Annotated in this window: 23 protein-coding genes; 15 read left to right on the forward strand and 8 right to left on the reverse strand. The window is 65.1% G+C overall.

Going from position 1 to position 22,671, the window contains the following annotated elements; genetic code table 11:
* Positions 1-2: 2 nt before the first annotated feature.
* A complete protein-coding gene (locus KK488_RS20670) occupies positions 3-1,514 on the forward strand; it encodes a Ppx/GppA family phosphatase (RefSeq protein WP_214625605.1) in 1,512 nt (503 codons plus the stop codon).
* A gap of 4 nt (positions 1,515-1,518) precedes the next feature.
* Here KK488_RS20670 and KK488_RS20675 read toward each other — a convergent pair whose 3' ends face one another.
* Both KK488_RS20675 and rnd read right to left on the reverse strand, forming a co-directional pair.
* Entirely contained in the window at positions 1,519-1,815 is a 297-nt protein-coding gene (locus tag KK488_RS20675) for an I78 family peptidase inhibitor (protein WP_214625606.1), read from the reverse strand.
* A 4-nt stretch (positions 1,816-1,819) separates the two neighbouring features.
* A complete protein-coding gene (gene rnd / locus KK488_RS20680; protein WP_214625607.1) occupies positions 1,820-2,989 on the reverse strand; it encodes a ribonuclease D in 1,170 nt (389 codons plus the stop codon).
* Between the two features lie 143 nt (positions 2,990-3,132).
* On the opposite strand from rnd, the gene aspS reads away from it, so the two are divergent.
* The 4 genes from aspS to KK488_RS20700 are packed head-to-tail and all read left to right on the forward strand — an operon-like array spanning position 3,133 to position 6,793.
* The gene (aspS, locus tag KK488_RS20685; protein WP_214625608.1) at positions 3,133-4,923 is read left to right on the forward strand and encodes an aspartate--tRNA ligase; all 1,791 of its coding nucleotides are present in this window, start codon (positions 3,133-3,135) and stop codon (positions 4,921-4,923) included.
* Between the two features lie 47 nt (positions 4,924-4,970).
* Positions 4,971-5,759, forward strand: coding sequence for a polyphosphate kinase 2 family protein (locus KK488_RS20690; RefSeq protein ID WP_214625609.1), 789 nt, complete (start codon positions 4,971-4,973; stop codon positions 5,757-5,759).
* The gene (locus tag KK488_RS20695) at positions 5,756-6,400 is read left to right on the forward strand and encodes an HAD family hydrolase (protein ID WP_250890857.1); all 645 of its coding nucleotides are present in this window, start codon (positions 5,756-5,758) and stop codon (positions 6,398-6,400) included. Before KK488_RS20690 ends, KK488_RS20695 begins: the two co-directional genes overlap by 4 nt.
* 21 nt (positions 6,401-6,421) lie before the next feature.
* Positions 6,422-6,793, forward strand: a complete 372-nt coding sequence (locus KK488_RS20700) for a GFA family protein (protein ID WP_214625610.1) — start codon at positions 6,422-6,424, stop codon at positions 6,791-6,793.
* 3 nt (positions 6,794-6,796) lie between these two features.
* Here the strand turns inward: KK488_RS20700 and KK488_RS20705 are convergent, their stop codons facing one another.
* Positions 6,797-7,294, reverse strand: coding sequence for a GNAT family N-acetyltransferase (locus KK488_RS20705; RefSeq protein WP_214625611.1), 498 nt, complete (start codon positions 7,292-7,294; stop codon positions 6,797-6,799).
* Positions 7,295-7,304: 10 nt separating this feature from the next.
* Positions 7,305-7,757, reverse strand: a complete 453-nt coding sequence (locus tag KK488_RS20710) for a YdeI/OmpD-associated family protein (protein WP_214625612.1) — start codon at positions 7,755-7,757, stop codon at positions 7,305-7,307.
* Between the two features lie 94 nt (positions 7,758-7,851).
* Here KK488_RS20710 and KK488_RS20715 point away from each other — a divergent pair, with 94 nt between their 5' ends.
* A complete protein-coding gene (locus KK488_RS20715) occupies positions 7,852-8,367 on the forward strand; it encodes a cupin domain-containing protein (RefSeq protein ID WP_214625613.1) in 516 nt (171 codons plus the stop codon).
* A 141-nt stretch (positions 8,368-8,508) separates the two neighbouring features.
* Here KK488_RS20715 and KK488_RS20720 read toward each other — a convergent pair whose 3' ends face one another.
* Genes KK488_RS20720 through KK488_RS20735 form a run of 4 tightly spaced genes read right to left on the reverse strand, consistent with a single transcriptional unit; the run spans position 8,509 to position 11,897 of the window.
* Positions 8,509-9,153, reverse strand: a complete 645-nt coding sequence (locus KK488_RS20720; RefSeq protein WP_214625614.1) for a hypothetical protein — start codon at positions 9,151-9,153, stop codon at positions 8,509-8,511.
* Positions 9,150-9,638: a transcription elongation factor GreB gene (gene greB, locus KK488_RS20725; protein ID WP_214625615.1), complete on the reverse strand. Its 489-nt coding sequence runs from the start codon at positions 9,636-9,638 to the stop codon at positions 9,150-9,152. Before greB ends, KK488_RS20720 begins: the two co-directional genes overlap by 4 nt.
* Positions 9,639-9,815 carry a hypothetical protein gene (locus KK488_RS20730; protein WP_214625616.1) on the reverse strand — a complete coding sequence of 59 codons (177 nt, stop codon included), beginning with the start codon at positions 9,813-9,815 and terminating at the stop codon, positions 9,639-9,641. It abuts the gene before it with no gap.
* A 54-nt stretch (positions 9,816-9,869) separates the two neighbouring features.
* Positions 9,870-11,897: a lytic transglycosylase domain-containing protein gene (locus KK488_RS20735; RefSeq protein ID WP_214625617.1), complete on the reverse strand. Its 2,028-nt coding sequence runs from the start codon at positions 11,895-11,897 to the stop codon at positions 9,870-9,872.
* A gap of 90 nt (positions 11,898-11,987) precedes the next feature.
* Here KK488_RS20735 and dapA point away from each other — a divergent pair, with 90 nt between their 5' ends.
* From dapA to KK488_RS20780, 9 genes are all read left to right on the forward strand, one after another.
* The gene (dapA, locus tag KK488_RS20740) at positions 11,988-12,866 is read left to right on the forward strand and encodes a 4-hydroxy-tetrahydrodipicolinate synthase (protein ID WP_214625618.1); all 879 of its coding nucleotides are present in this window, start codon (positions 11,988-11,990) and stop codon (positions 12,864-12,866) included.
* A 53-nt stretch (positions 12,867-12,919) separates the two neighbouring features.
* The gene (smpB, locus tag KK488_RS20745; protein ID WP_214625619.1) at positions 12,920-13,402 is read left to right on the forward strand and encodes an SsrA-binding protein SmpB; all 483 of its coding nucleotides are present in this window, start codon (positions 12,920-12,922) and stop codon (positions 13,400-13,402) included.
* On the forward strand, positions 13,402-14,004 hold the full coding sequence (locus tag KK488_RS20750; RefSeq protein ID WP_214625620.1) for a DUF2062 domain-containing protein: 603 nt from the start codon (positions 13,402-13,404) through the stop codon (positions 14,002-14,004). The genes smpB and KK488_RS20750 overlap by 1 nt, the downstream gene beginning before the upstream one ends.
* A gap of 32 nt (positions 14,005-14,036) precedes the next feature.
* Positions 14,037-16,451: a response regulator gene (locus KK488_RS20755; RefSeq protein WP_214625643.1), complete on the forward strand. Its 2,415-nt coding sequence runs from the start codon at positions 14,037-14,039 to the stop codon at positions 16,449-16,451.
* A 220-nt stretch (positions 16,452-16,671) separates the two neighbouring features.
* Complete coding sequence (locus KK488_RS20760) at positions 16,672-17,631, forward strand: MlaA family lipoprotein (RefSeq protein ID WP_214625621.1); 960 nt, start codon at positions 16,672-16,674, stop codon at positions 17,629-17,631.
* Positions 17,632-17,757: 126 nt separating this feature from the next.
* Positions 17,758-18,837: a recombinase RecA gene (gene recA, locus KK488_RS20765; RefSeq protein WP_214625622.1), complete on the forward strand. Its 1,080-nt coding sequence runs from the start codon at positions 17,758-17,760 to the stop codon at positions 18,835-18,837.
* A 94-nt stretch (positions 18,838-18,931) separates the two neighbouring features.
* The gene (locus KK488_RS20770; protein ID WP_214625623.1) at positions 18,932-19,279 is read left to right on the forward strand and encodes a VOC family protein; all 348 of its coding nucleotides are present in this window, start codon (positions 18,932-18,934) and stop codon (positions 19,277-19,279) included.
* Positions 19,280-19,594: 315 nt separating this feature from the next.
* On the forward strand, positions 19,595-22,255 hold the full coding sequence (alaS, locus tag KK488_RS20775; RefSeq protein ID WP_214625624.1) for an alanine--tRNA ligase: 2,661 nt from the start codon (positions 19,595-19,597) through the stop codon (positions 22,253-22,255).
* 60 nt (positions 22,256-22,315) lie between these two features.
* Complete coding sequence (locus tag KK488_RS20780; protein WP_214625625.1) at positions 22,316-22,573, forward strand: hypothetical protein; 258 nt, start codon at positions 22,316-22,318, stop codon at positions 22,571-22,573.
* The last annotated feature ends 98 nt before the right edge of the window (positions 22,574-22,671 follow it).

A 22,671-nucleotide genomic window follows, 5' to 3' on the forward strand; every position in this document is an offset into this window, starting at 1 on the left:
ACATGACCCTGCTCGACCGTCTGGCCCGCCGCCCCATGCAGACCATGCTGCGTGGCCCGCATTTTCGCCGCACGGCGATCATCGACATCGGCTCGAACAGTATTCGCCTTGTTGTCTATGATGGCCCGCGCCGTATTCCCTTCATCCTCTTCAACGAGAAAGTGATGGCGGGGCTCGGCGCCGACATGGGCCGCACCGGCAGAATCGGCCAACAGGCGATGGATCGTGGCCTGGCCGCGCTTGAGCGCTTCTCGCGCCTATGCGTCGAGATGGCGATCGACCAGGTGAGCTGTGTCGCCACGGCGGCCGTACGTGATGCCAGCAATGGCGACGAATTCATCGCCCGCGCGACCGACCTCGGCCTCGACGTGCGCGTGCTGACGGGTGAGGAGGAAGGGCTTGCTTCGGCGCAAGGCCTCCTGTCCGGCATGCCCGACGCGGATGGCATCATGGGCGATCTGGGCGGGGGCAGTCTTGAGCTGGTGCGCCTGAGCGGCGGCAAGGTCGAGCGTGCAGCTTCCCTGCCGCTCGGCGTGTTCCGCATCGCCGAAATACGGCGACGCGGCAAGAAGGCACTGGGCCAGCGGCTCGACGCGCTGCTTACCCAGCATGGCATTGCGGATATTCCCACCGGCCTGCCATTCTATCTGATCGGCGGAAGCTGGCGCGCTCTGGCGCGCCTCGACATGCAACTGACCGGTTATCCGCTGCCGATCCTTCATCACTATGAGATGGCGCCCGATCGGCCGGCGGTGCTGCTGCAATGGCTCGATCGCGCGCAAAAGAATGATCTCAAGGCCGTACCGTTCGTCAGCGGCGCGCGCATGCCCGGCCTGCCGGATGCCGCGCACCTGCTATGCACGCTGGTCGAGCGGCTCAAATCCTCGCATCTCACTGTCTCCGCATTCGGCCTGCGCGAAGGGCTGTTGTTCGAGCAATTGTCGCCCGAGGTGCAGCGTGAGGATCCCCTGCTCATCGCCGCGCGCATCGAGGGTGAGGCGCAGGGGCGCTTCGTTGGCCATGGCGATCAGATCAGCGGCTGGATCGCGCCACTCTTTCGGGACGACCCGCCGGAATGGGCCCGGATTCGCCTCACTGCTTGCCTGCTGGCCGATGTTGGCTGGCGCGCCAATCCCGAGTTCCGGGCCGAGCGCGGCCTCGAGTTCGCCCTCCACGGCAATTGGGTCGGTATCTCGGCCGGGGAGCGCGCGGCGCTTGCCCAGGCGCTGTTCGCCAATTTCGGCGGCGGCAGCACGATCGCGCCGACGCTTGAGACCTTGGCGTTGCCCGAATTTCTGCGCCGCGCCACGCAATGGGGCCTCGCCATCCGGCTGTGCCAGCGTCTCTCCGGTGGCGCGCAGGGGCCGCTCGAAGGTTCCTCGCTGGAAATCCGCGACGGCACGATTATCCTGCACCTCGACTCCACTTATGCGGGTCTTGCCGGCGAGGCGATCGACCGCCGCCTGCGCCAGCTCGGTCAGGCGATGGGGATGGGATTCCTGCTGGACGCGTGAGCGCTCAGCCGCAGCTGGCGCGCGTCACCAGCATCTGATCGTCATAGCTGATCGTGAGGCGGTCCTCGCGATAATCCATCGTCATCGCGCTGCCGGGCGGCCCCCAGCGCAGAGTCTTCGCGCCGGACCTGGCGAGAAGCTCGGCGCCGAGTTCGCTGCTGGCCTTGCGACCCACATAGGCATCCAGCCCTTCGGGCGTACATTTTCCGGCGTTCGGGCTCGGTGTCGCCGGCCCTTGGGTCGTGGTGGTCGCGCAGGCCGTCAGGCCCAGCAGGGCAGGGAGAACCGAGAAAAAGCGCATCGTCTCATGCCTCCGTCCGCGTCATCAGCAGCTTGCCGTCGCGCACGGCAAAAGCCATGCGTCCCTCGACCAGATCGAGCGCATCGCGGCCGAACTGCTCGAAGCGCCACCCTTCCAGGATCGGCAGGCCGTTGCGCACGCCGGCGGCGAGCAATTCCAGATCGTCCGATCGGGCCAGCAGGCGGGCGGCGACATTGATCTCGCGCGAGCGGATCTTGAGCAGCAGCTTGAGGAGATCGGCGACGAGCGTGCCTTCCTTGCCGAGGCCGGGCCGATTGGGGTCGCGCTCGGGCATCTCGTCGCGGGGCAGGGGCGCCGAATTGGCGATGGCGGCCATCAGGCGGGCACCGATGTCGTTGGCCCGCCAGCTCGCCGAGAGGCCGCGCACCTTGCCGAGCTCTTCCTGGCTGCGCGGCGGGTGCGAAGCAATGTCGGCCAGCGTCTCGTCCTTGGCGATGCGCCCGCGCGGCAGGTTCTTCTCGCGCGCTTCCAGCTCGCGCCAGCCGGCGATGGCTTTCAGGCGGCCCAGCACATCGGCCTTCCGGCTGGAGATGCGCACCCGTTTCCAGGCTTCGCCCGGATCGACGCTGTAATTGGAGGGATCGGCGAGCCGCTCCATCTCCTGATCCAGCCAGATGCCGCGGCCGGTCGTGCGCAGCTCATCGAGCATGCGTGGAAAGATCTCGGCGAGATGGGTTACGTCGCCGATGGCATAGTCGATCTGCCGCTTGTCGAGCGGCCGCCGCGCCCAGTCGGTGAAGCGCGCGCCCTTGTCGAGATGGATGCCGAGCCACGAGTCCACCAGATTGGAATAGCCGATCTGCTCGCCCTGGCTCAGCGCCATGCTGGCGATCTGCGTGTCGAACAGGGGATGTGGCGTCTTGCCGGAGAGATTGAAGATGATCTCTATGTCCTGCCCGCCGGCGTGGAAGACCTTCAGCACATCCTCATTATCGACCATCAGGTCGAGCAGGGGCTTCATGTCGAGGCCCGGCGCCTTGGGGTCGATCGCGGCGGCTTCCTTCCCGTCCGAGATCTGGAGCAGGCAAAGCTCGGGCCAGAAGGTATTCTCGCGCATGAACTCAGTGTCGACCGCGACGAAGTCTGCGCTGGCCAGTCGCTCGCACAGGGCGGCGAGCGTGTCGGTGTCGGTAATCAGTGGATGGATTTGCATATGACAAGTGATCTTATTATGGGCCGATCCTCGATCGGGAGCCGGGTGACAGGCGAATGAAGCGCGTCTCTTAGCCGCCTGGTCTACGTTTGTCATTCATCCTGCGACCCCGCAATGCGGCGCACGAAATAAAGGCCATTCAGATGCACGCCTATCGCACCCATACCTGCGGGGAACTCCGCGCCACGCACGCTGGCGAGACTGTCCGCGTGTCCGGTTGGGTTCACCGCAAGCGCGATCATGGCGATCTCGTCTTCATCGATCTGCGCGACCATTATGGCATGGTCCAGATCGTGACCGAGGTCGATGGGCCCGTATTCAACGTGATCGAGAGCCTGCGCTCGGAGAGCGTGGTGACGATCACGGGTAAGGTCTTCGCGCGTGGCGCCGAGGTGGTGAACCCGAACTTGGCGACGGGTGTGATCGAGATTCGGGCCGAGAACGCGGTGGTGCAGTCAGCGGCGCAGGAACTGCCGATGCCGGTCGCCGGCGAGACCGAATATCCCGAGGAAATCCGCCTCAAGAACCGCTTCCTCGATCTGCGCCGCGAGACGCTGCACGCCAACATCATGCTGCGCAGCCATGTCATCGCATCGCTGCGCCGCCGCATGATCGACCAGGGCTTCACGGAGTTCCAGACGCCGATCCTGACCGCATCCTCGCCCGAGGGCGCGCGCGACTATCTGGTGCCGAGCCGCGTGCATCCAGGGAAATTCTACGCGCTCCCGCAGGCGCCGCAGATGTTCAAGCAGCTGCTGATGGTCGCCGGCTTCGATCGATACTTCCAGATCGCGCCCTGCTTCCGCGACGAGGATGCGCGCGCCGACCGCTCGCCGGGTGAGTTTTACCAGCTCGACTTCGAGATGAGCTTCGTCACGCAGGAGGATGTGTTCGCCGCGATTGAGCCGGTGCTGCACGGCGTGTTCGAGGAGTTCGCCGACTGGCAGGGCAAGGGGCGCACGGTGAGTCCGCTGCCGTTCAAGCGCATCCCTTATCGCGAGTCGATGCTGAAATATGGCAACGACAAACCCGACCTGCGGAACCCGATCCTGATCACGGACGTCTCCAGCCACTTCGTCGGCTCGGGCTTCGGCCGCTTCGCCTCGATCGTCGAAAGCGGCGATGTCGTGCGCGCGATTCCCGCGCCGGGCATCGCCGAGAAGAGCCGCAAATTCTTCGACGACATGAATGCCTGGGCGCAGTCGGAAGGCTTTGCCGGTCTCGGCTATGCGACCCGCAAGGGCGGCGAGTGGGGCGGCCCGATCGCCAAGAATCATGGCGAGGACAAGATGACCGCGCTCGCCGACGAGCTCGGTCTCGGCCCGGACGACGGCCTCTTCTTCGCCGCCGGCAAGGAAGCGCAGGCGGCCAAGCTCGCCGGCCTCGCCCGCACCCGCGTCGGCGAGCAGCTGGGGCTGATCGACAAGAGCCGCTTCGAATTCTGCTGGATCGTCGACTTCCCGATGTTCGAATATGACGAGGACAACAAGAAGATCGACTTCAGCCACAACCCGTTCAGCATGCCGCAGGGGGAGCTGGAGGCGCTGGAGAGCAAGGATCCGCTCGACATTCTCGCCTATCAGTATGACATCGTCTGCAACGGCGTGGAGCTGTCGTCCGGCGCGATCCGGAACCACCGGCCGGACATCATGTACAAGGCGTTCGAGATTGCCGGCTACAGCCAGCAGGAAGTCGACACCAACTTCGCGGGCATGATCAATGCCTTCAAGTTCGGCGCGCCGCCGCACGGCGGATCGGCGCCGGGTGTCGATCGCATCGTCATGCTGCTCGCCGACCAGCCCAACATCCGCGAGGTGATCGTCTTCCCGATGACGCAGAAGGCCGAGGATCTGATGATGCAGGCCCCGGCGCCCGCGACGATGAAGCAGCTGCGCGAGCTCAATATCCGCATCATCGAGCCGGCGAAGGGCTAAGGCCCGCGCAGTCTGGACAATGGCTGGCCGCGCTCTAGGGTGCGGCCATGACCATCAATCTCTCCGATTATGAAAAAGGCGCCGACTATGACGGCGACTTCGACAAGGATCTCGTTAAGCTCCAGCATCGCCTGGAGAAGATCCAGGTCGCGCATATCCTGCACAACAAGCGCAGCGTCGTCATGCTGGAGGGGTGGGATGCGGCCGGCAAGGGCGGCATCATCAAGCGCGTGACCGGCCTGCTCGATCCACGCTACTACAAGGTCTGGCCCATCGGCGCGCCCAGCGACGAGGAGCTGGGCCATCACTTCCTGTGGCGCTTCTGGACACGGCTGCCGGCCAACAAGCACATCGCGATCTTCGACCGCAGCTGGTACGGGCGCGTGCTCGTCGAACGCGTCGAGGGCCTGTGCTCCGAGAAGGATTGGAAGCGCGGCTATGACGAGATCAACGAGTTCGAGGCGCAGCAGGTCGACAGCGGCAATGCTATCGTCAAACTTTTCGTCCACATCACCCAGAAGACGCAGGACAAGCAGCTCGCGCAGCGGCTGGACGATCCTTGGAAGCGCTGGAAAACCGGCGCTGAAGACTATCGCAATCGCGCCAATCGCGGCCATTATGTCGAAGCGATCCACGACATGTTCAAGCGCACCGACACGCGTTGGGCGCCTTGGCATGTCGTCGACGGCAATGACCGCAAATCGGGCCGGATTGCCGCTCTCACCGCGATCGCCGACGCGCTGGAGAAACAGGTGCCGATGATCCCGCCGGATGCCGATCCCGCGGTGGTCGAGCTGGCGCGGCAGGCGTTCGGCTACAAGCCGGGCACCACTTGATCGTTCCTTCGTCCATCAAGGCCGTCATGCTCGATGTCGACGGCGTGTTGATTATCCATCCCGCGATCCGGGGGTGGGCGGTGAATCTGGAGCGCGACCTGGGGCTCTCGGTGTCGCGGTTGCAGGAGGCCTTCTTCACGCCGCACTGGGACGACATCATCCACGGGCGAGCGCGGCTGCGCGACAGGCTCGCGCCAGTGCTTGCCGAGATTGCGCCGGCTCTGCGCTGCGACGATTTCATCGATTACTGGTTCGCGAACGACGCGCATCTGAACCAGCCGCTGCTGGAGGAGGTGGCGCAGGTCCGCGCACAGGGCGTGCCGGTCCATCTCGCCACGGTGCAGGAGCATGAGCGCGCCCGCTATCTCTGGGAGATGCTCGATCTGCGCGCCCGGTTCGACGGGCTGCATTATGCCGCCGATCTCGGTGCCACCAAGCCGCATCCGGATTTCTATGCACGGATCGAGGCCCGCACGGGCTTCGCGCCGTCGGAGATCTTTTTCGCGGACGACAAACAGGTCAATATCGATGCCGCGCGAGCAAGAGGGTGGCACGCCGCGCACTGGGCAGGGCACGGCACGCTGGCCGGGCTCCTCGCGGCGGCGGGTGGAGAAGGCAACCAAGTCGGGGCATGTCCGTAATCTCCCGCAAGGAGATCTGTCATGCCCCTTACCGGACGATGTCATTGCGGCCGCAACATCTTCGAGATCGATGCCGAGCTGCCCGCAGCGCTTACTCGTTGTACCTGCTCATTCTGCTCGAAGCGCGGCCATCTCTATGCTTATTACCCGCCGATCCAGTTCAGGCTCACGCAAGGCGACAGTGACGCCGTCTATCGCTGGAACACGCGCCTGGTCGCCAATCACTTCTGTTCAACCTGCGGATGCGACATCTATGCCGACAGCCCGGACTTCCAGTCGGATGGAAGCTGGGATGGCAAGACACGCCGCATTGCGGTCAATGCGCGTCTGCTCGACGATTTCGAGGCGGCGGACTGGCCCGTCACGGTGATCGACGGCAAGAATCTGTGGTGAGGATCAGGCTTCACCGGCGAGTGACCGATACATCACATAAGCATCGACATAGCCGAGTTTGGGATGTCGGAACGCGCCCGGCAGCGTTCCGATGATCGCAAACCCCATATGCTGCCAGAGGCGGACGGCGCGGACGTTGGTCGATATCACGAAATTGAACTGCATCGCGCGAAAGCCCTGCGCCCGCGCCATCTCCAGCGAGTGGCGGCAGAGCCTCTGGGCGATGCCTTTGCCGCGCTGGTCGCCGCGCACCGCATAGCCGGCATTGGCGACATGCGCGCCCGGGCCGGCTTGGTTGGCGCGAAGCGTATAGCTGCCGACAATCTCGCCAGCGGGGTCGAGCGCGACGAAGACCTGCTTGCCGGGCGCCTGCCAATAGTCCCGGCCAGTCTGCTCGTCGGCGTCGCGATCGACCGCCAGCGTCTCGCCCTCGCGGATGATCGGTTCAAGGATCGCCCAGATGGAAGGCCAGTCGGCAAAGGTGGCGGGACGTATCTCCATGGGAGGCCCCCTATTTCAGCCGCGCCGTCACGGCCTCGATCGCCTTGTCGAGCCGCTTGGCGCGCGTTTCCGGACGCCTGGCCTCGATCAGGCCCTCGACATGCTCGCGCTGGGCGGTGAAGCTCATCGCGTCCCACGCCGCTTGCGCGCCATCGATCGCGCCCAGCGCGGCCGCCAGATCATCCGGCAGTTCCACTACGCGCTTGGCCTCGTCGAGCGTTAGCGTCACCTCGACCGGGCCGCTCTCGGGAATCGCCGCCGCGGCGCGATTGCTCTTGCGGAAGGGAATCCAGGGCGATCCGCCCATGTTGGTGATCGTGCTGCGATAGGTTTGCGCGCCGATCGTGACGACCACCGGCGCATTGGTGCGGCCGAAGACCGGCTTGGGATCGAAGGGGACGGGGATGGCGAACAGATCGTCGCCCGGCTTGAGCTGCCACACGAAGCGGCGCGTAATGCTCATCGCTCGTCCTTTCATTCATTCGCTTGCTAAGAACTTGACTTGCGAACCAACTGGCCAGAGCTTCTAGTTCAGCCAGGCAGGAGAGGGCAATCAAATGAACAGCAAGGGTCGGCGCGTCGTCACGGGACATGATCCGGTCGGAAAATCGATCATCCTGTCGGATGGTCCGCCGCCCCAGGCGCACGCGATGACCGGGCCGGGCGTGGGCGCAGACTTCATCGAGATCTGGAATTCCTCCGCCGCAGTGCCCCCGCTGACCGCGACGGAAGCGACCGAACCGAACAATCGGCCGTTCACCATCATGCCGCCGTCGGGCCATTTGCTTCGGCTGATCGCGCTCTATCCGGCAAGCATGGGCGGCCATCGCACCGTCATGCACCGCACGCGGACGCTCGACTATGTCGTTGTGATCGAGGGCGAGGTGACGCTGCTCCTCGATGACAGCGAAGTCGTGCTCGGGGCGGGCGATGTCGTCGTCCAGCGCGGCACCAACCACGCCTGGGAAAATCGTTCGGATGCAATCGCGCGCTGCGCATTCTTCCATCTCGACGCGACGTTTGACGAGGCGCTGCTGGAGACGCTGCCCAAGCCGCTGGAATTAATGCGCTGAGGGTTTCCTCGCCCTCATTGCCGGACCCATCGTCATTCCCGCGAACGCGGGAATCCAGTCAACGGTGCGGAGACAACATCTGCTGCCGCAAGTGAAGGAGGCTGGATTCACGCGTTCGCGGGAATGACGAATTGGCAGAAATCAGTCCTTCCTCCGCACGAACGGCAACTCGCCGCCGCGCCAGTGAAGCCGCAGCTTGCCGTCCGCGCTCGTCACCGGTGTGTCCTTGAAGGCGGCCACGCCCATGTCGTTGGGGATCAGCACGACATGGATCTTGAGATGCCGGCCGGCAGGCAACGAGAAGACCGGCGAGATCGTCCCGAAGAAAGGCTCGGCGACCTGGAGCTTCACCGGCGCCCGTCCCTGGAGGTCGCTCAGCGTCCAGCCATATTCTTGCGTATAGCCCGTCACCGGTTCGCCCTTGTCGAACGTCAGGTTGAAGTCGACGCCGGCAAGGCCATGCCCGTCGGCGTCGGTGACGCTGATCTCCAGCGGCGCCTCGCTCGTCTGCGTCACCTCGGCGAGCTTGAACTCCGCCGGCTTTGGCGTCGGCTCGGTGGTGAGCAGCACCGTGCCATCCTTGCAGGTCCAGCGTCCCTCGGCATGCTCGTCGACCGCGCCCTCGCTCATGAAATAGCGGAAATGGCCGTCCTTGCCGATCTGGAGCCCGGCGGCGGTGTCCGGCCCGGCAGCGGCGCGATAGTCTCCCGTCGGGCAGTCGGTTGCGAACGCGGGTGTGCCAAGCGCGAAGCATAACGCACCGATGGCGGATGCCGCGTGCCTCAAGCCGGATAGTCGATCGTGACGATTTCCCATGTCTTCTCGCCCCCCGGCAGCATCACGCGCCGCACGTCGCCCAAGCTGCCGCCGCGCAGCGCGCGCGCCAGCGGCGTGTCCCAGCCGATCCGGCCCGCGCCCGCGTCCGCCTCGTCATTGCCGACGAGGGTCACGGTGCGTTCATTGTCATCGTCATCCGCCAGCGTGACCGTCGCGCCGAAGAAGACGCGGCTCTTGTCCGGTTGCTCGGCGGGGTTGACGACCTTGGCGGCCTTCATCCGCTCCAGCAGCCATTTCAGGCGCCGGTCGATTTCGCGCATGCGCTTGCGGCCGTAAAGATAGTCGCCATTCTCGCTGCGATCCCCATTGCCCGCCGCCCAGCTGACGATCTCCACGATGCGCGGCCGCTCCTCGCCGAGCAGTTGGTCATATTCGGCGCGCAGGGCCGCGAGGCCGGGCGGGGTGATGTAGTTGGGCGCCGGCGTGCTGCTCATCTAGGTGCGGCGCTTGCCTTTGGGGCGCTTGGCATAGAGCAGAGCGGCGGCCAGTGCGGCCGAGCCGATGCCGACGCCGACCCAGAAGGACTTGGTGGAACGATCCTCCTTGGCGGCATTGGCGTCCTTCGGCGCCGGGGCCGGCGTCAGGTCAATATCGTCCACTTGGTCGGTCATGATGCCCTGCTTATGCTTTTCGGACGGGAAGGGAAGAGGCGAAGGGAGGGGCGATCAGCCCGGCCGGTTCTTGCCGAGATAGCGGCTGAGCGGCGTGGGCGATATTGCCGCGGCGCTCTGCGTCGGGTTGACGAGGTCATAGACCACGGCATTCTCGAGCACGCGCTGCACATAGTCGCGCGTTTCGTAGATCGGGATGCTCTCGATCCACTGGACGATGTCCACGCCGGGCATGCGGGGGTCGCCATTGGCCCTGAGCCATTTGTTCACATTGCCCATGCCCGCATTATAGGCGGCGATCGCCAGCGGATAGCTGCCGCCATAATAATTCAGGATCTGGCGAAAATAGGTGCTGCCGAGCTGGACGTTGTAGCCCGGGTCGAAAAGCTGGACGGTGTTGTAGGACATGCCCATCCTGCCGGCCACTTCCGCCGCCGTGCCGGGCATGAGCTGCATCAGGCCGCGCGCGCCGGCATGCGAGATGATCGCCCGGTCGAACTGGCTTTCCTGCCGCGTAATCGCGTGGATCATCGTCCAGTTGCCCTGCTCGCTGGCCGGCACGGCCATGCGCGGGAAGCTGGCATCGGCGTAACCGGTCATGCCGTTCGCCGTTGCCCGGCGCCCGACCATCACGCCCAGATCGGGCCGCCCGAGCGTCCGGGAAAGCTCTGCGGTGAGCAGATGATCCTGGTCGGTCTGCGCGGTCGCGGCGATGGCGCGCAGGAATTTGGATTGTTCCAGCCACTGTCCGTCGCGGCCGAGACGCACCGAGGCGCGCACGATCGGGCGATTCAGGAAGCTCTGGCGCTCGGCGGCTGCGAGTTCGATCGTCCGATCGGCACTGCCCGGCGCCGGTACGGTCCGGCCGAGCCGCTCCAGCGCGAGCTGGCCATAATATTGATCGGGGAAGGCGCCGGCCCTGGCGAAATAGGCGGCGGCTCCTTCGGCGCGGCCGGCTGTCGCCGCGGCGCGGCCTGCCCAGTAATAGCCCTTGGAAATGGTCTGCGGCGAGCGCGCGCCGGTCGCGTAGCGCGCGAACATGAGCTCGGCATCACCGGGCCGGTTCAGCTTGTTGAGCGCCGTCGACCCCGCCAGCCAGACCAGGCTGGTATAATCGTCGCGCACACCGAGCGATTGCGCGCTGACATCCGTGCCGGGCACAAAGGCATCGTCGACCTTGGAAGCGATCGCATAGGCCGTCGTCCATTGATTGTCGTTGTTGGCCGCCCGCGCCTGGGAGAGCATCAGCTCGTACCATTTCTCGGGATCGCTCGGCGGCTGCGAGAGCGGCATGCGATTGGCCAGCATCGTGCGTGCGCCGACGCTGTCGCCATTGTCGACCATCCAGCGCGCCTTGTCCGCCAGATAGCCCGCGTCCATCACGCCGACCGGATCGGCCGGCCCCATCTTGAGCGCAGCATCCGGGGCCTTGCGCTGGAAGGCGATGCGCGCGGTGATTACCGCCTGCCGCGTGATCGGCACCGAGGGCAGCACGCGCTCGGCGACGTCAGTTCGCCGACGCCACAGCGCGGCATCGGCCCGGCGGAAATTGTCGTCCGGCGTGAAGCTGCCGCCGAACTGCATGCGCAGCCGGTCCTCATATTTAATGTCCATCGGCCCCGCCGTCCACGCCGCGCGCGCCGCCTGGCGGGCTTGATCGAGCTGGCCGAGACGGGCGAGCGCGAAGGCGTTGATGGCCTTGCCCTGCGCAGTATTGGGCGGAAAGCGCGTGAAGAAGGCGAGTATCTTGGCGGGGTCGTCGAGATCGGGGTCGGCGAGACGCTCGGCATTGCCGCGCATCTTGGCTTCGTCCGGCCAGCCCGGATAGGCGAGCAGGAAATCGGCATAGCTCGCAAAAGACCCTGCATCGCTCACCGCAAGTCGGCGCCACGTGTCGATCGCCGCGCTGATCTGCGCATCGCCGGCGCTGTTCGCCGCGATCTGCTGCTGCACCGCTTCCCATGTGACCATGGGCGCCCCTCGCGGGGAGGACGCGCTCGTCGCACCGGACGCGAGCGTCGCGATCAGTACCAGTCCAGGCAGGCGCCAAGTCTTGCTGGGGTCTTTTCCCATGCGAGTCATTGTGGCACAGGCCAGATGATCGAACGGTGAACGGGCATCTGCATGATGCTATTATGCCTGTACCTGCCGTCGCTTTGAAGGGGTTTTTTCATGTTTTCCGGTTCGATTCCTGCACTTGTCACCCCGTTTCGCGACGGACAGGTGGACGAGGCGGCGTTCCGGTCCTTCGTGGACTGGCAAATCGAGCAGGGATCGAGTGGTCTCGTGCCGTGCGGAACGACCGGCGAAAGCGCCACGATGACCATCGAGGAGCATAATCGTGTCGTGCGGATCTGCGTCGAGCAGGCGGCCGGGCGCGTGCCGGTGATCGCCGGCTGCGGCTCGAACGACACGCGCATCGCGCTGGAGCATATGTTCGCCGCGCAGGCGGCGGGGGCCACCGCCGCCCTGGTCGTCGCGCCATATTACAACAAGCCCAATCAGGACGGCGTCTTTCAGCATTTCGCCTATCTTGCCGAGCGCTGCGACCTGCCGATCATCCTGTACAATGTGCCGAGCCGCACGATCACCGACATCGGCATTCCGGTGATGCACCGGCTTGCGGAAGAGTTCAGCACCGTGATCGGCGTCAAGGATGCGACCGGCAATCTCGGCCGGGTGACGGCGCAGCGCCTGGCGTGCGGCCCGCGCTTCTGTCAACTCTCGGGCAATGACGAGACGGCGCTCGGCTTCAACGCCATGGGCGGCGTCGGCTGTATTTCGGTCACCGCCAACATTGCGCCGCGCCTTTGCGCCGATTTCCAGTCTGCCTGCCAGTCCGGAAACTGGGAAGCCGCGCTTCACCTGCAGGACCGGCTCTATCCCCTGCACGACGCGATGTTCTGCGACAGTTCGCCCGGCCCGGTGAAATATGCCCTCTCGCGCCTGCGCAACGACATGCCCACGGAAGTGCGCCTGCCGATCACCTGGCCGTCGGGCGCCGCGCGCACCACGGTCGATCGCGCGCTCGAAATTGCGGGTCTGGTTTAGCGCCGGTTCATACCCTAGATTTATACTCCCCGTTTTCAGAGCAGCTTTGTCCCATGGCCCGCCCGCGTCCTACCGAGTTCAACAAGGTGAAAACCGTCGCCGAAAACCGGCGCGCGCGGTTCGATTACGCCATTCAGGACGTCTATGAAGCCGGCATCGTGCTGCGCGGCACGGAGGTGAAGTCGCTGCGCTTCGGCGAGGGGTCGATCACCGAGAGCTATGCCGAGGTGACGGGCGACGAGGTCTGGCTGGTCAACAGCAACATTCCCGAGTTCAGCCACGGCAACCGCTTCAATCACGAGCCCAAACGCCCACGTAAGCTACTGCTCAAACAGCGCGAGATCGCCAGGATGCACGGCGCGGTCGCGCGCGAGGGCATGACGCTCGTGCCGCTCAGCGTCTATTTCAACGAGCGCGGCAAGGCCAAGGTCGAGCTGGCACTGGCCAAGGGTCGCAAGGCGCCCGACAAGCGCGAATATGTCAAGGAGCGCGAGTGGAAGCGCGAGCAGGGGCGCATCATGCGGGAACGCGGCTGATGGCCCGTCGCAAGGATGCGCTTGCCCGCTGGTGGCGCAGCAACATGCCGACGCGCGAGAGCATGGAGCAGAGTCGTATCCTGCGGCCCGTCGCCCACCGTGTGCTGGCGCCTGAGCTGTGGCGCTTCACCCGCCGCTCGGTGCCGCGCGGCGTGGCGCTGGGGTTGCTGGTTGGCATCTTCCTGCTGATCCCCGGGCTGCAGATCGCCGGCGCGGCGCTGCTCGCGTTGCCGGTGCGCGCCAACGTCCCACTCGCCGCCGCCATGACCTTCCTCTCCAATCCGGCAACGACGCCCTTCATCCTGGCGCTGTCTTACTATATTGGAAGTACCCTGCTTGGCCGCTCGGGAGACATGAGCCAGCTCATGGCACTGATCAATCATCATGCCGGCATCGGCGAATGGATGCGCTGGCTCTTGTCGGACACCGCGCCCGCCATCCTGTTCGGCCTGTCCGTCGTGTCGATCGTCTGTGCGGCCATCGGCTATCTGGTTTCCGCCTGGATCTGGCGTGCCCGTCTGGCGCGCAAGTGGCGACATCGCGCGCATATCCGCGCCGAGGCGCGGAGCATGACGCTTCCGTTGAAGGAACAGATATCGTGAAGGCCATCGGGCCGGGCTCCCATCGCGGCGATCTGCTCAGCCTGACCGCCGACAAGCCCCGGCTCAGTCCGTTGCCTGTGATCCTGGGCGCGGCGCTCCTGAGCGGCGCAATCCTGCTCTGGCTGATCAAGGACGCCATCCTGGCCGGCGGGTTCGCTGCCGCCGTGATCGCCGGCGGGGCATTGATCTGGTATGCGCGGCGGCTCTTCCCGACCCGGGAGGTCGATCAGGCGGTGGTGACTGACTGGGCCGTCACGCGTGCCGCTGCGCAGGCGGCCGGCCTCGCCATCGCCGTCACCGATCGAACCGGCCGTATCGTCTGCGCCAGCGACCAATATGGCGAGTGGTTTCCCGGCTATCCCGTGCCCCCCGAAATCAAGGTCTCGACCCGCGATCAGGAGCGGCTGGTCGCGGCCGGGCGCGCGGCCTGGCGCGATGGCGAGGCGGAGGTGCCCGGCATCCTGCGCGGTAGCCTCCAGCTCGATCTGAATGTCGTGCGCACAGGCCGCGTCGATGACTATCTGCTCTGGCGCTTCGCCAGTGTCCGGCAGGCCAGCGTCATGGACGACTATCTGCGGATCATCGAGGGCGAGGCGGGCAAGCAGATCAGCGATGCGGGCATGATGTGCGTCATGATCGGCGGGGAAGGGCGTATCCGGGCCGCCAATCTCGCCTTCACCTTGCGCGCCACAGGTCGTAGCGACAGCAACATCATCGGCCGCGATTTCGCCGGCTATATGCGCGTCGATGCCAAAGGCCGCATCTTTTTCGCGCAGGAGGAGAGCCAGGCGACGCCGATCCGCATGATCCAGGTGCCGTTGCGCCCGGACGATCCGCAGAGCCTGCTCGTTCTGGTCATGCTCGACGACACCGTCGCCTCGGTCGACGGCATCTCGAGCCTCGCTTATGTCGAGACCCTGCTCTCGCTACTGCCTTTCGGCCTCGGCATGGCCGATCGGGACGGGCGGCTGCTCTTCTACAACAACGCCTTCGGCCGCGCGGCTGGAATCGCGGCCGACGAAAAGCCGAGCTATCCGGGCGATCTCGTCATTGGCGAAGATCAGGCGGCCGTTGCCGAATCCATCCGTCGCTATGCCATTGGGCCGCAGATGTCCGGCGACATCCAGGTCCGCCTGCGTGGCGCGCCCGACGAGCCGGTACCGCTCAGCCTTGCCGGTGTGCGCGGTCTTGGCGAGGCGGCCGTGCTGCTCAGCCTCAAGGATAATAGCGAGGAATCGCGTCTCAAGAAGCAGGTGGCGCAGGCCACCAAGATGCAGGCGGTTGGCCAGCTCGCCGGCGGCGTCGCGCATGACTTCAACAATATCCTGACCGCCATCATCGGCCATTGCGATCTCATGCTGATGCGCCACACGCCGGGCGACAGCGATTATGACGACATCCAGCAGGTCAAGGCCAACTCCAACCGTGCCGCCTCGCTCACCCGCCAGCTGCTCGCCTTTTCGCGCCAGCAGACGCTGCGCCCGCAGGTGCTCCAGCTGCCGGACGTCGTCGCGGACGTCTCCAGCCTGCTCAAGCGGCTGCTCGGCGAGAATGTGAAACTCGAGGTCGCCCATGGCCGCAATCTCGGGACGGTCCGCGCCGATCCGGGCCAGCTCGAGCAGGTGATCGTCAATCTCGTCGTCAACGCGCGCGATGCGATGCCCGAGGGTGGCACCGTCTCGATCCGCACCTTCGCCGTCTCCGCGCAGGATGTGCGTGACATGAAGCATGAGATCATGCCCATCGGTGATTATACCGGCGTCAGCGTCGGCGACACCGGCACGGGCATCGCGCCCGAGCTGCTTGGCAAGATCTTCGAGCCTTTCTACACAACCAAGCCGGTCGGTCGCGGCACCGGCCTCGGCCTCTCGACTGTCTATGGCATCGTCAAGCAGTCGGGCGGCTTCATCTTCCCCGAATCCGAGGTCGGCAAGGGCACCGTCTTCAAGATCTACCTGCCGGTTCACGCCGCCGCCGCCGAGCCGAATGGCGGCGCCACCAGCAAGGTCAAGCGCGCCGCCACCGAGACCTGGGGCACCGGCACCATCCTGCTCGTCGAGGACGAGGACATGGTGCGCACCGTCGCCGAGCGGGCGCTCACCCGCCAAGGCTACACGGTCGTCACCGCCAGCGACGGCGAGCAGGGCCTTGCCCGTCTCAGCCAGACCGAGAAGATCGACCTGCTGATCTCGGATGTCGTCATGCCGGTCATGGATGGCCCGACCATGGTCCGTGCCGCCCGCGCCGCCCATCCGCATCTGCCGGTGCTGTTCATGTCCGGCTATGCCGAGGAGCAGCTGCGCAACTCGATCGACATTGACGAGGTCGCTTTCCTGCCCAAGCCTTTCTCGGTCAACCAGCTCGCCGAGGCGGCGCGCGACGTGCTGGCCACCGCGCGCGAGGCGGCGGCGGGACGGGAGCCGATGATCCCGCTCGTCGAGGATTGAGGCTCGGCCTGGCTCGTCTGAAGGCCGTGACATTTTTTTGCGCATAATCGATCGTCGCGGCTAAGTTTGTTTGATCTTTGGGTTTTCGGCGACTAGCTGCGGCGCATGGGCCAGATTTCGAGGGATTTGTGACGATCGCGATGTTGCGCACCGGCTGCTCGATCAGGTCACAATCCTTGCGCAGGGTAGGCCGAGATTGATCCTCGTCACGGTCCCGCGCATGAAGGCCGCTCTGCTCGTCACAGCCGCGCTATCGGTCTCCGTGCCGGCGATCGCCCAGGGCGATCAGGCCGTCGTGCCCGCAGCGCATGTTCAAGCTCCCGTGGAAACCGGCGATGCGCAACCGCGCGAGAGCGTCGCGCCCCTTCAGGATGCGTTGTCCGCCCCGCAAGAGAGCAGCGGGCAGGAGGCTCCTCCTGCCGATGAAGAGGAAATCGTCGTCACCGGCCGCGGCCGTCCGCCGCCGGAGGATCCCCTCCAGGCCGTCAATGTCCAGACCTATCAGGTCACGCAGAAGGTCGATGTCGCCGTCGTCGCGCCTGCGGCGAAGGGCTACAAGAAGATATTGCCCGAGCCGGTGCGTGCCGGCGTGCGCAACTTCTTCAACAATCTCGCCGAGCCCACCGTCTTCCTCAACTATCTACTCCAGCTGAAGGTGGGCAAGGCGTTCGAAACGGCCGGCCGGTTCGGATTGAACAGCACGATCGGCGTGGCTGGGCTGTTCGATCGCGCCAAGCACAAGCCGTTCAACCTGCCGCTGCGCCGCAACGGCTTCGCCAATACCTTCGGTTTCTATGGCATCAAGCCCGGACCGTTCCTGTTCGTCCCGCTGGTCGGCCCCACCACGGTGCGCGACCTGATCGGCCTGTGGCTCGACAAGGCTGTCCTGCCGGTCGCGGTGGGACCGCCGTTCGGCAAGCCCTATTATGTTCTTCCTGCCACGCTTGTGGGCACGCTCGATTATCGCGTCGAGTTCGACGAGCAGCTGCGCAAGCTGCGCGAATCGCCCGATCCCTATGCGGCCTCGCGCGAATTCTATCTGAAGGGTCGGGAAGCGGAGATCGAGGCGCTGCGCCATCCGCACGCCCCGCCGCTGCCGCTCACTCCGGCCGGCCCGCTGGTCGAACCGGCCGCGCCTGCGGGTTCACAACCCACGGCCCCACCCCAGTCGACGCCTTGACCGCCGGCCATTTTCCGTTGATCCCGTAAAATGTCGTTCCCCTCTTGTTCCATGAGAACAAATAGGATACATCCTATCCCATGGTGAGAGCATCACCGTGATTTGACATCCATGGGGAGCCAGCACATGACGGCATCATTGAAGCTCATCGACGGCGAGAAGAAAACGGGAACCATGGATCGGGAAAAGGCACTGGAAGCAGCGCTGGCGCAGATTGACCGCGCTTTCGGCAAGGGATCGGCCATGCGGCTGGGCTCCAAGGAGGCCATGCAGGTCGAGGCGATCTCGACCGGCTCGCTCGGGCTCGACATCGCGCTCGGCGTCGGTGGCCTGCCGCGTGGCCGCGTCATTGAGGTTTATGGTCCGGAAAGCTCGGGCAAGACCACGCTGGCCCTGCATGTCATCGCCGAGGCTCAGAAGAGCGGCGGCACGGCGGCCTTCATCGACGCCGAGCATGCGCTCGATCCGGTCTATGCCAAGAAGCTCGGCGTCAATATCGACGAGCTGATCGTCTCGCAGCCCGACACGGGTGAGCAGGCGCTTGAGATCACCGACACGCTGGTGCGCTCGAACGCCATCGATGTGCTGGTTGTCGATTCGGTCGCGGCGCTGGTGCCGCGCGCGGAAATCGAGGGCGAGATGGGTGACAGCCATGTCGGCCTGCAGGCGCGCCTCATGTCACAGTCGCTGCGCAAGCTGACCGGTTCGATCAGCCGATCGCGCTGCATGGTGATCTTCATCAACCAGCTGCGCATGAAGATCGGTGTGATGTACGGCAATCCCGAGACGACGACTGGCGGCAACGCGCTGAAGTTCTATGCCTCGGTCCGCCTCGACATTCGTCGCACCGGCCAGATCAAGGATCGTGACGACATCGTCGGCAACGCCACCCGCGTGAAGGTGGTCAAGAACAAGGTCGCCCCGCCGTTCAAGCAGGTCGAGTTCGACATCATGTATGGCGAGGGTATTTCCAAGATCGGCGAAATCCTCGATCTCGGCGTCAAGGCCGGCGTCATCGAGAAGTCGGGCGCCTGGTTTTCCTATGATTCGGTGCGCATCGGCCAGGGCCGGGAGAATGCCAAGACATTCCTCAAGGAAAATCCCGAGATGACCGCCAAGCTGGAGAAGACCATTCGGGCCAAGACCGATGAAGTCGCGGAAGGCATGATGACCGGCCCTGAAGCCGGCGACGACGGCGAGGAATAAGGATATTTCCCTCTCCCGCAAGCGGGAGGGGGAGAAGCCCGCACCGTTAGGTGTGGGAGGGTGAGGGTCTTTCTTTTTCCGGGAAGGAACAGTCATGACCACAATCTCGGCCACTGTGGCCTATGTCGAACTGCCCGTGCGCGACAGCGAGGCGAGCGCGATCTTCTTCGAGCGCGCCTTCGGATGGGAGCTGACGCGGTTCGGGCCGACCTATGCCGGGACGATGGGGCGGGGGGCCGATCTCGGCCTCCAGGGCGACGCGACAGAGGCTCCCGCCGCGCCACTCGCCGGGATTCGCGTCAAGGATCTGGACGCCGCCCTGGCGGCCGTCGAGGCGGCGGGCGGCATGATCACTCAGCCGATCTTCGCTTTCCCCGGTGGCCGCCGCTTCCATTTCCGCGAGCCGGGCGGCAATGAGCTGTCGGTCTTCGCTGACGATTGATCCCTGTCCTACACGCGCAACAGGATGCCATGCTGGCGCGATGAGTCGTCTCGGTCTCGCGCTATTGATTTCGGCAATCGCCCGACCCTCCCGACCCGACTTTTCGGGTCGGCCATTCTGGGGACTGAGGAAAAATAAATTTGGTCCCGTCCGTGAACTTCGTGAACTTCGGAAGAGGATGACGCCAGTGCGCACCGCAATGATGCGCTCCGCACGATCCCCAATCCTCGCCAATCCTGTCACAAGGCAGGACAGCCGCGCGATTGCATCACTCCCGTCTTGTCGCCGCGCTTCGGTTCCCCTAACTGCAAGCCCATGACGTCGACCAACGATATCCGCCGCAGCTTTCTCGACTATTTCGGGGCCAATGGTCACGAGGTGGTCGCGTCCGCGCCACTCGTCCCGAACAACGACCCGACGCTCATGTTCGTCAATGCGGGCATGGTACCGTTCAAGAATGTGTTCACGGGCCTCGAGAAGCGGCCGTATCTGACCGCCGCGTCCTCACAGAAATGCGTGCGCGCCGGCGGCAAGCACAACGACCTCGACAATGTCGGCTACACCGCGCGCCACCACACCTTTTTCGAGATGCTCGGCAATTTCTCGTTCGGTGACTATTTCAAGGAAGGCGCGATCGAGCTTGCTTGGACGCTGCTGACCAAGGAGCTCGGCCTGCCGGTCGATCGCCTGTCTGTCACCATCTATCAGGATGATGACGAAGCGCTTGGGCTCTGGAAGAAGATCGCCGGTCTGCCGGAAAGCAAGATCATCCGCCTCGGCGACAAGTCCAATTTCTGGATGATGGGGCCAACGGGTCCCTGCGGACCCAATAGTGAGATATTCTACGACCATGGCGATCACATCTGGGGTGGCCCGCCTGGATCGCCGGAGGAGGATGGCGACCGCTTCGTCGAGATCTGGAACCTCGTCTTCATGCAGTTCGAGCAGATCGATGAGGCTGTGCGCGTCAGCCTGCCTAAACCGCAAATCGACACCGGCATGGGCCTCGAGCGCATTGCGGCGGTGCTGCAGGGCGTTCATAACAATTACGACATCGATATCTTCAAGGCGCTCATCGCCCAGTCAGTCGCCCTGACCCGACAGCCGGCAGAAGGCGAGGCGCAGGCCAGCCATCGCGTGATCGCCGATCATCTGCGCTCGTCGAGTTTCTTGATCGCCGACGGTGTTCTGCCCGCCAATGAAGGCCGCGGCTACGTTCTGCGCCGAATCATGCGTCGCGCCATGCGTCATGCGCATCTGCTCGGCGCCGCCGATCCGCTGATGCATCGCTTGGTCGGCGGTCTCGTCGCCGAAATGGGCGCAGCCTTCCCCGAGTTGCTGCGTGCCCAGCCGTTGATCGAGGAAACGCTGCTGCGCGAGGAAACCCGTTTCCGCCAGACGCTCGATCGGGGACTCAAGCTGCTCGACGAGGCCGTCGTTGGCCTCGAAGCAGGCGGCACGCTCTCGGGCGAGACGGCCTTCCGCCTCTACGATACCTATGGCTTCCCTTATGACCTCACTGAGGATGCGCTGCGTCCGCAGGGATTCGGCGTCGATCGTGCCGGCTTCGACAACGCCATGGCCGCGCAGAAGGCAGCCGCTCGCGCTGCCTGGAAGGGCTCTGGCCAGAAAGCCTCCGAGGAAGTCTGGTTCGACATCGCCGAGAGCGAAGGCGCGACCGAGTTTACCGGCTATATGAGCGAGGAAGGCGAGGGCAGCGTCGTCGCCCTGGTCAGGGACGGCGTGCGGGTCGACAGCGCCACCGCCGGCGACACCGTCACGATCCTCACCAACCAGACGCCTTTTTACGGCGAGAGCGGTGGTCAAACCGGCGACACCGGCACCATTACCGGTGCCGACGGCTTCGCAGCGACCGTCACCGATACCAGCAAGCCGCTCGGCCGCCTCCATGCACATCACGCCGTAATCGCGGCGGGCCGCATCGCGGTCGGCGATTTCGTTCATCTCAAGGTCGATACCGCCCGCCGCGCCCGCGTCCGCGCCAATCACAGCGCGACCCATCTGCTGCACGCGGCCTTGCGCAAGGAACTCGGCCCGCACGTCACGCAGAAGGGCAGCCTCGTCGCCGAGGATCGTCTGCGCTTCGACTTCTCGCACCCCGACGCGCTGACTCCCGCCCAGATCGCGGCGGTCGAGGCGGATGTGAACGCGCAGATTCGCGTCAACGAGGACGTCACGACCCGCCTGATGACGCCCGACGACGCCATCGCCGCCGGCGCCATGGCGCTGTTCGGGGAGAAATATGGCGACGAGGTCCGCGTCCTCTCGATGGGTCGCGGCGAGACCGGCACCTATTCGGTCGAGCTGTGCGGTGGCACCCATGTCCGCGCGCTCGGCGACATCGCCTTGTTCAAGATCATCGGCGAGAGCGCGGTGGCGAGCGGCGTGCGGCGCATCGAGGCGTTGACCGGCGAGGCCGCGCGCCTGTGGCTTGGTCATCGCGACGAGCAGCTGCGCGCCATCGCCTCGACGCTGCGCACGACGCCGGACGAGGCGGCGGCGCGCGTCTCGGCGCTGAGCGAGCAGACCCGCAAGCTGGAGCGCGAACTGGCCGAGGCGAAGAAGGCGCTGGCCATCGCGGGCGCAGCGGGTGGCGGCGGTCCCTCGGCTGCCGCCGCGCCGGAGCTGGTCAATGGCTACAAGCTGCTCGGCCAGGCAATCGACGGGCTCGATCCCAAGAATCTGCGCGGCCTGGTCGATGAAGCCAAGGGCCGCCTCGGCAGCGGCATTGCCGTAATCGTCGGCACCAATGACGGCCGCGCCACCATCGCGGTCGGCGTGACCGACGATCTGGTGAGCAAGTTCAGCGCGGTAGATCTGGTCCGCACCGGCGTTGCGGCGCTGGGCGGGCAGGGCGGCGGCGGCCGGCCGGACATGGCGCAGGGCGGTGGCCCGGATGCGTCGGCGGCCGCTGCGGCGATCGAGGCGGTCAAGGTCGGCATCGCCGCCGCCTGACCGGCTCGCATCTTCGCTGCTCCGGTGCTCGCGAGAGAGGCGTGAAGGAGAGGAAAGGACATGTCCGTCAAGTCACTGATCGACCATCCGATTCATCTCGGCCGGGGTGGCCTCGCGACGAGCGAGCCGCAGTTCACGCGGGATATGGGCTGGTATGTCGACTATGGCGCGCGCCATGCGCATGATGGTTCCGATGGCCGTCTGGTCAGCGAATATCTGTTCACCGAGAATTGGGCGGGATGGGAGCGGCACCCGGCCGGCGACGAGGTCGTCTATTGTCTCTCGGTGACCTGCTCCCCTGAAATGTCCTCGGATTGAGGTTAGCCTGTTCCTTGAAGAGGAGGACAGGCAGTGAAGCGATCGAGGTTCAGTGAAGAGCAGATCATCGGGATCTTGAAGGAGCACGCGGCCGGCCT

It is taken from the genome of Sphingobium nicotianae (assembly GCF_018603885.1).
In the GTDB taxonomy this organism is placed as follows: Bacteria; Pseudomonadota; Alphaproteobacteria; order Sphingomonadales; family Sphingomonadaceae; genus Sphingobium; species Sphingobium nicotianae.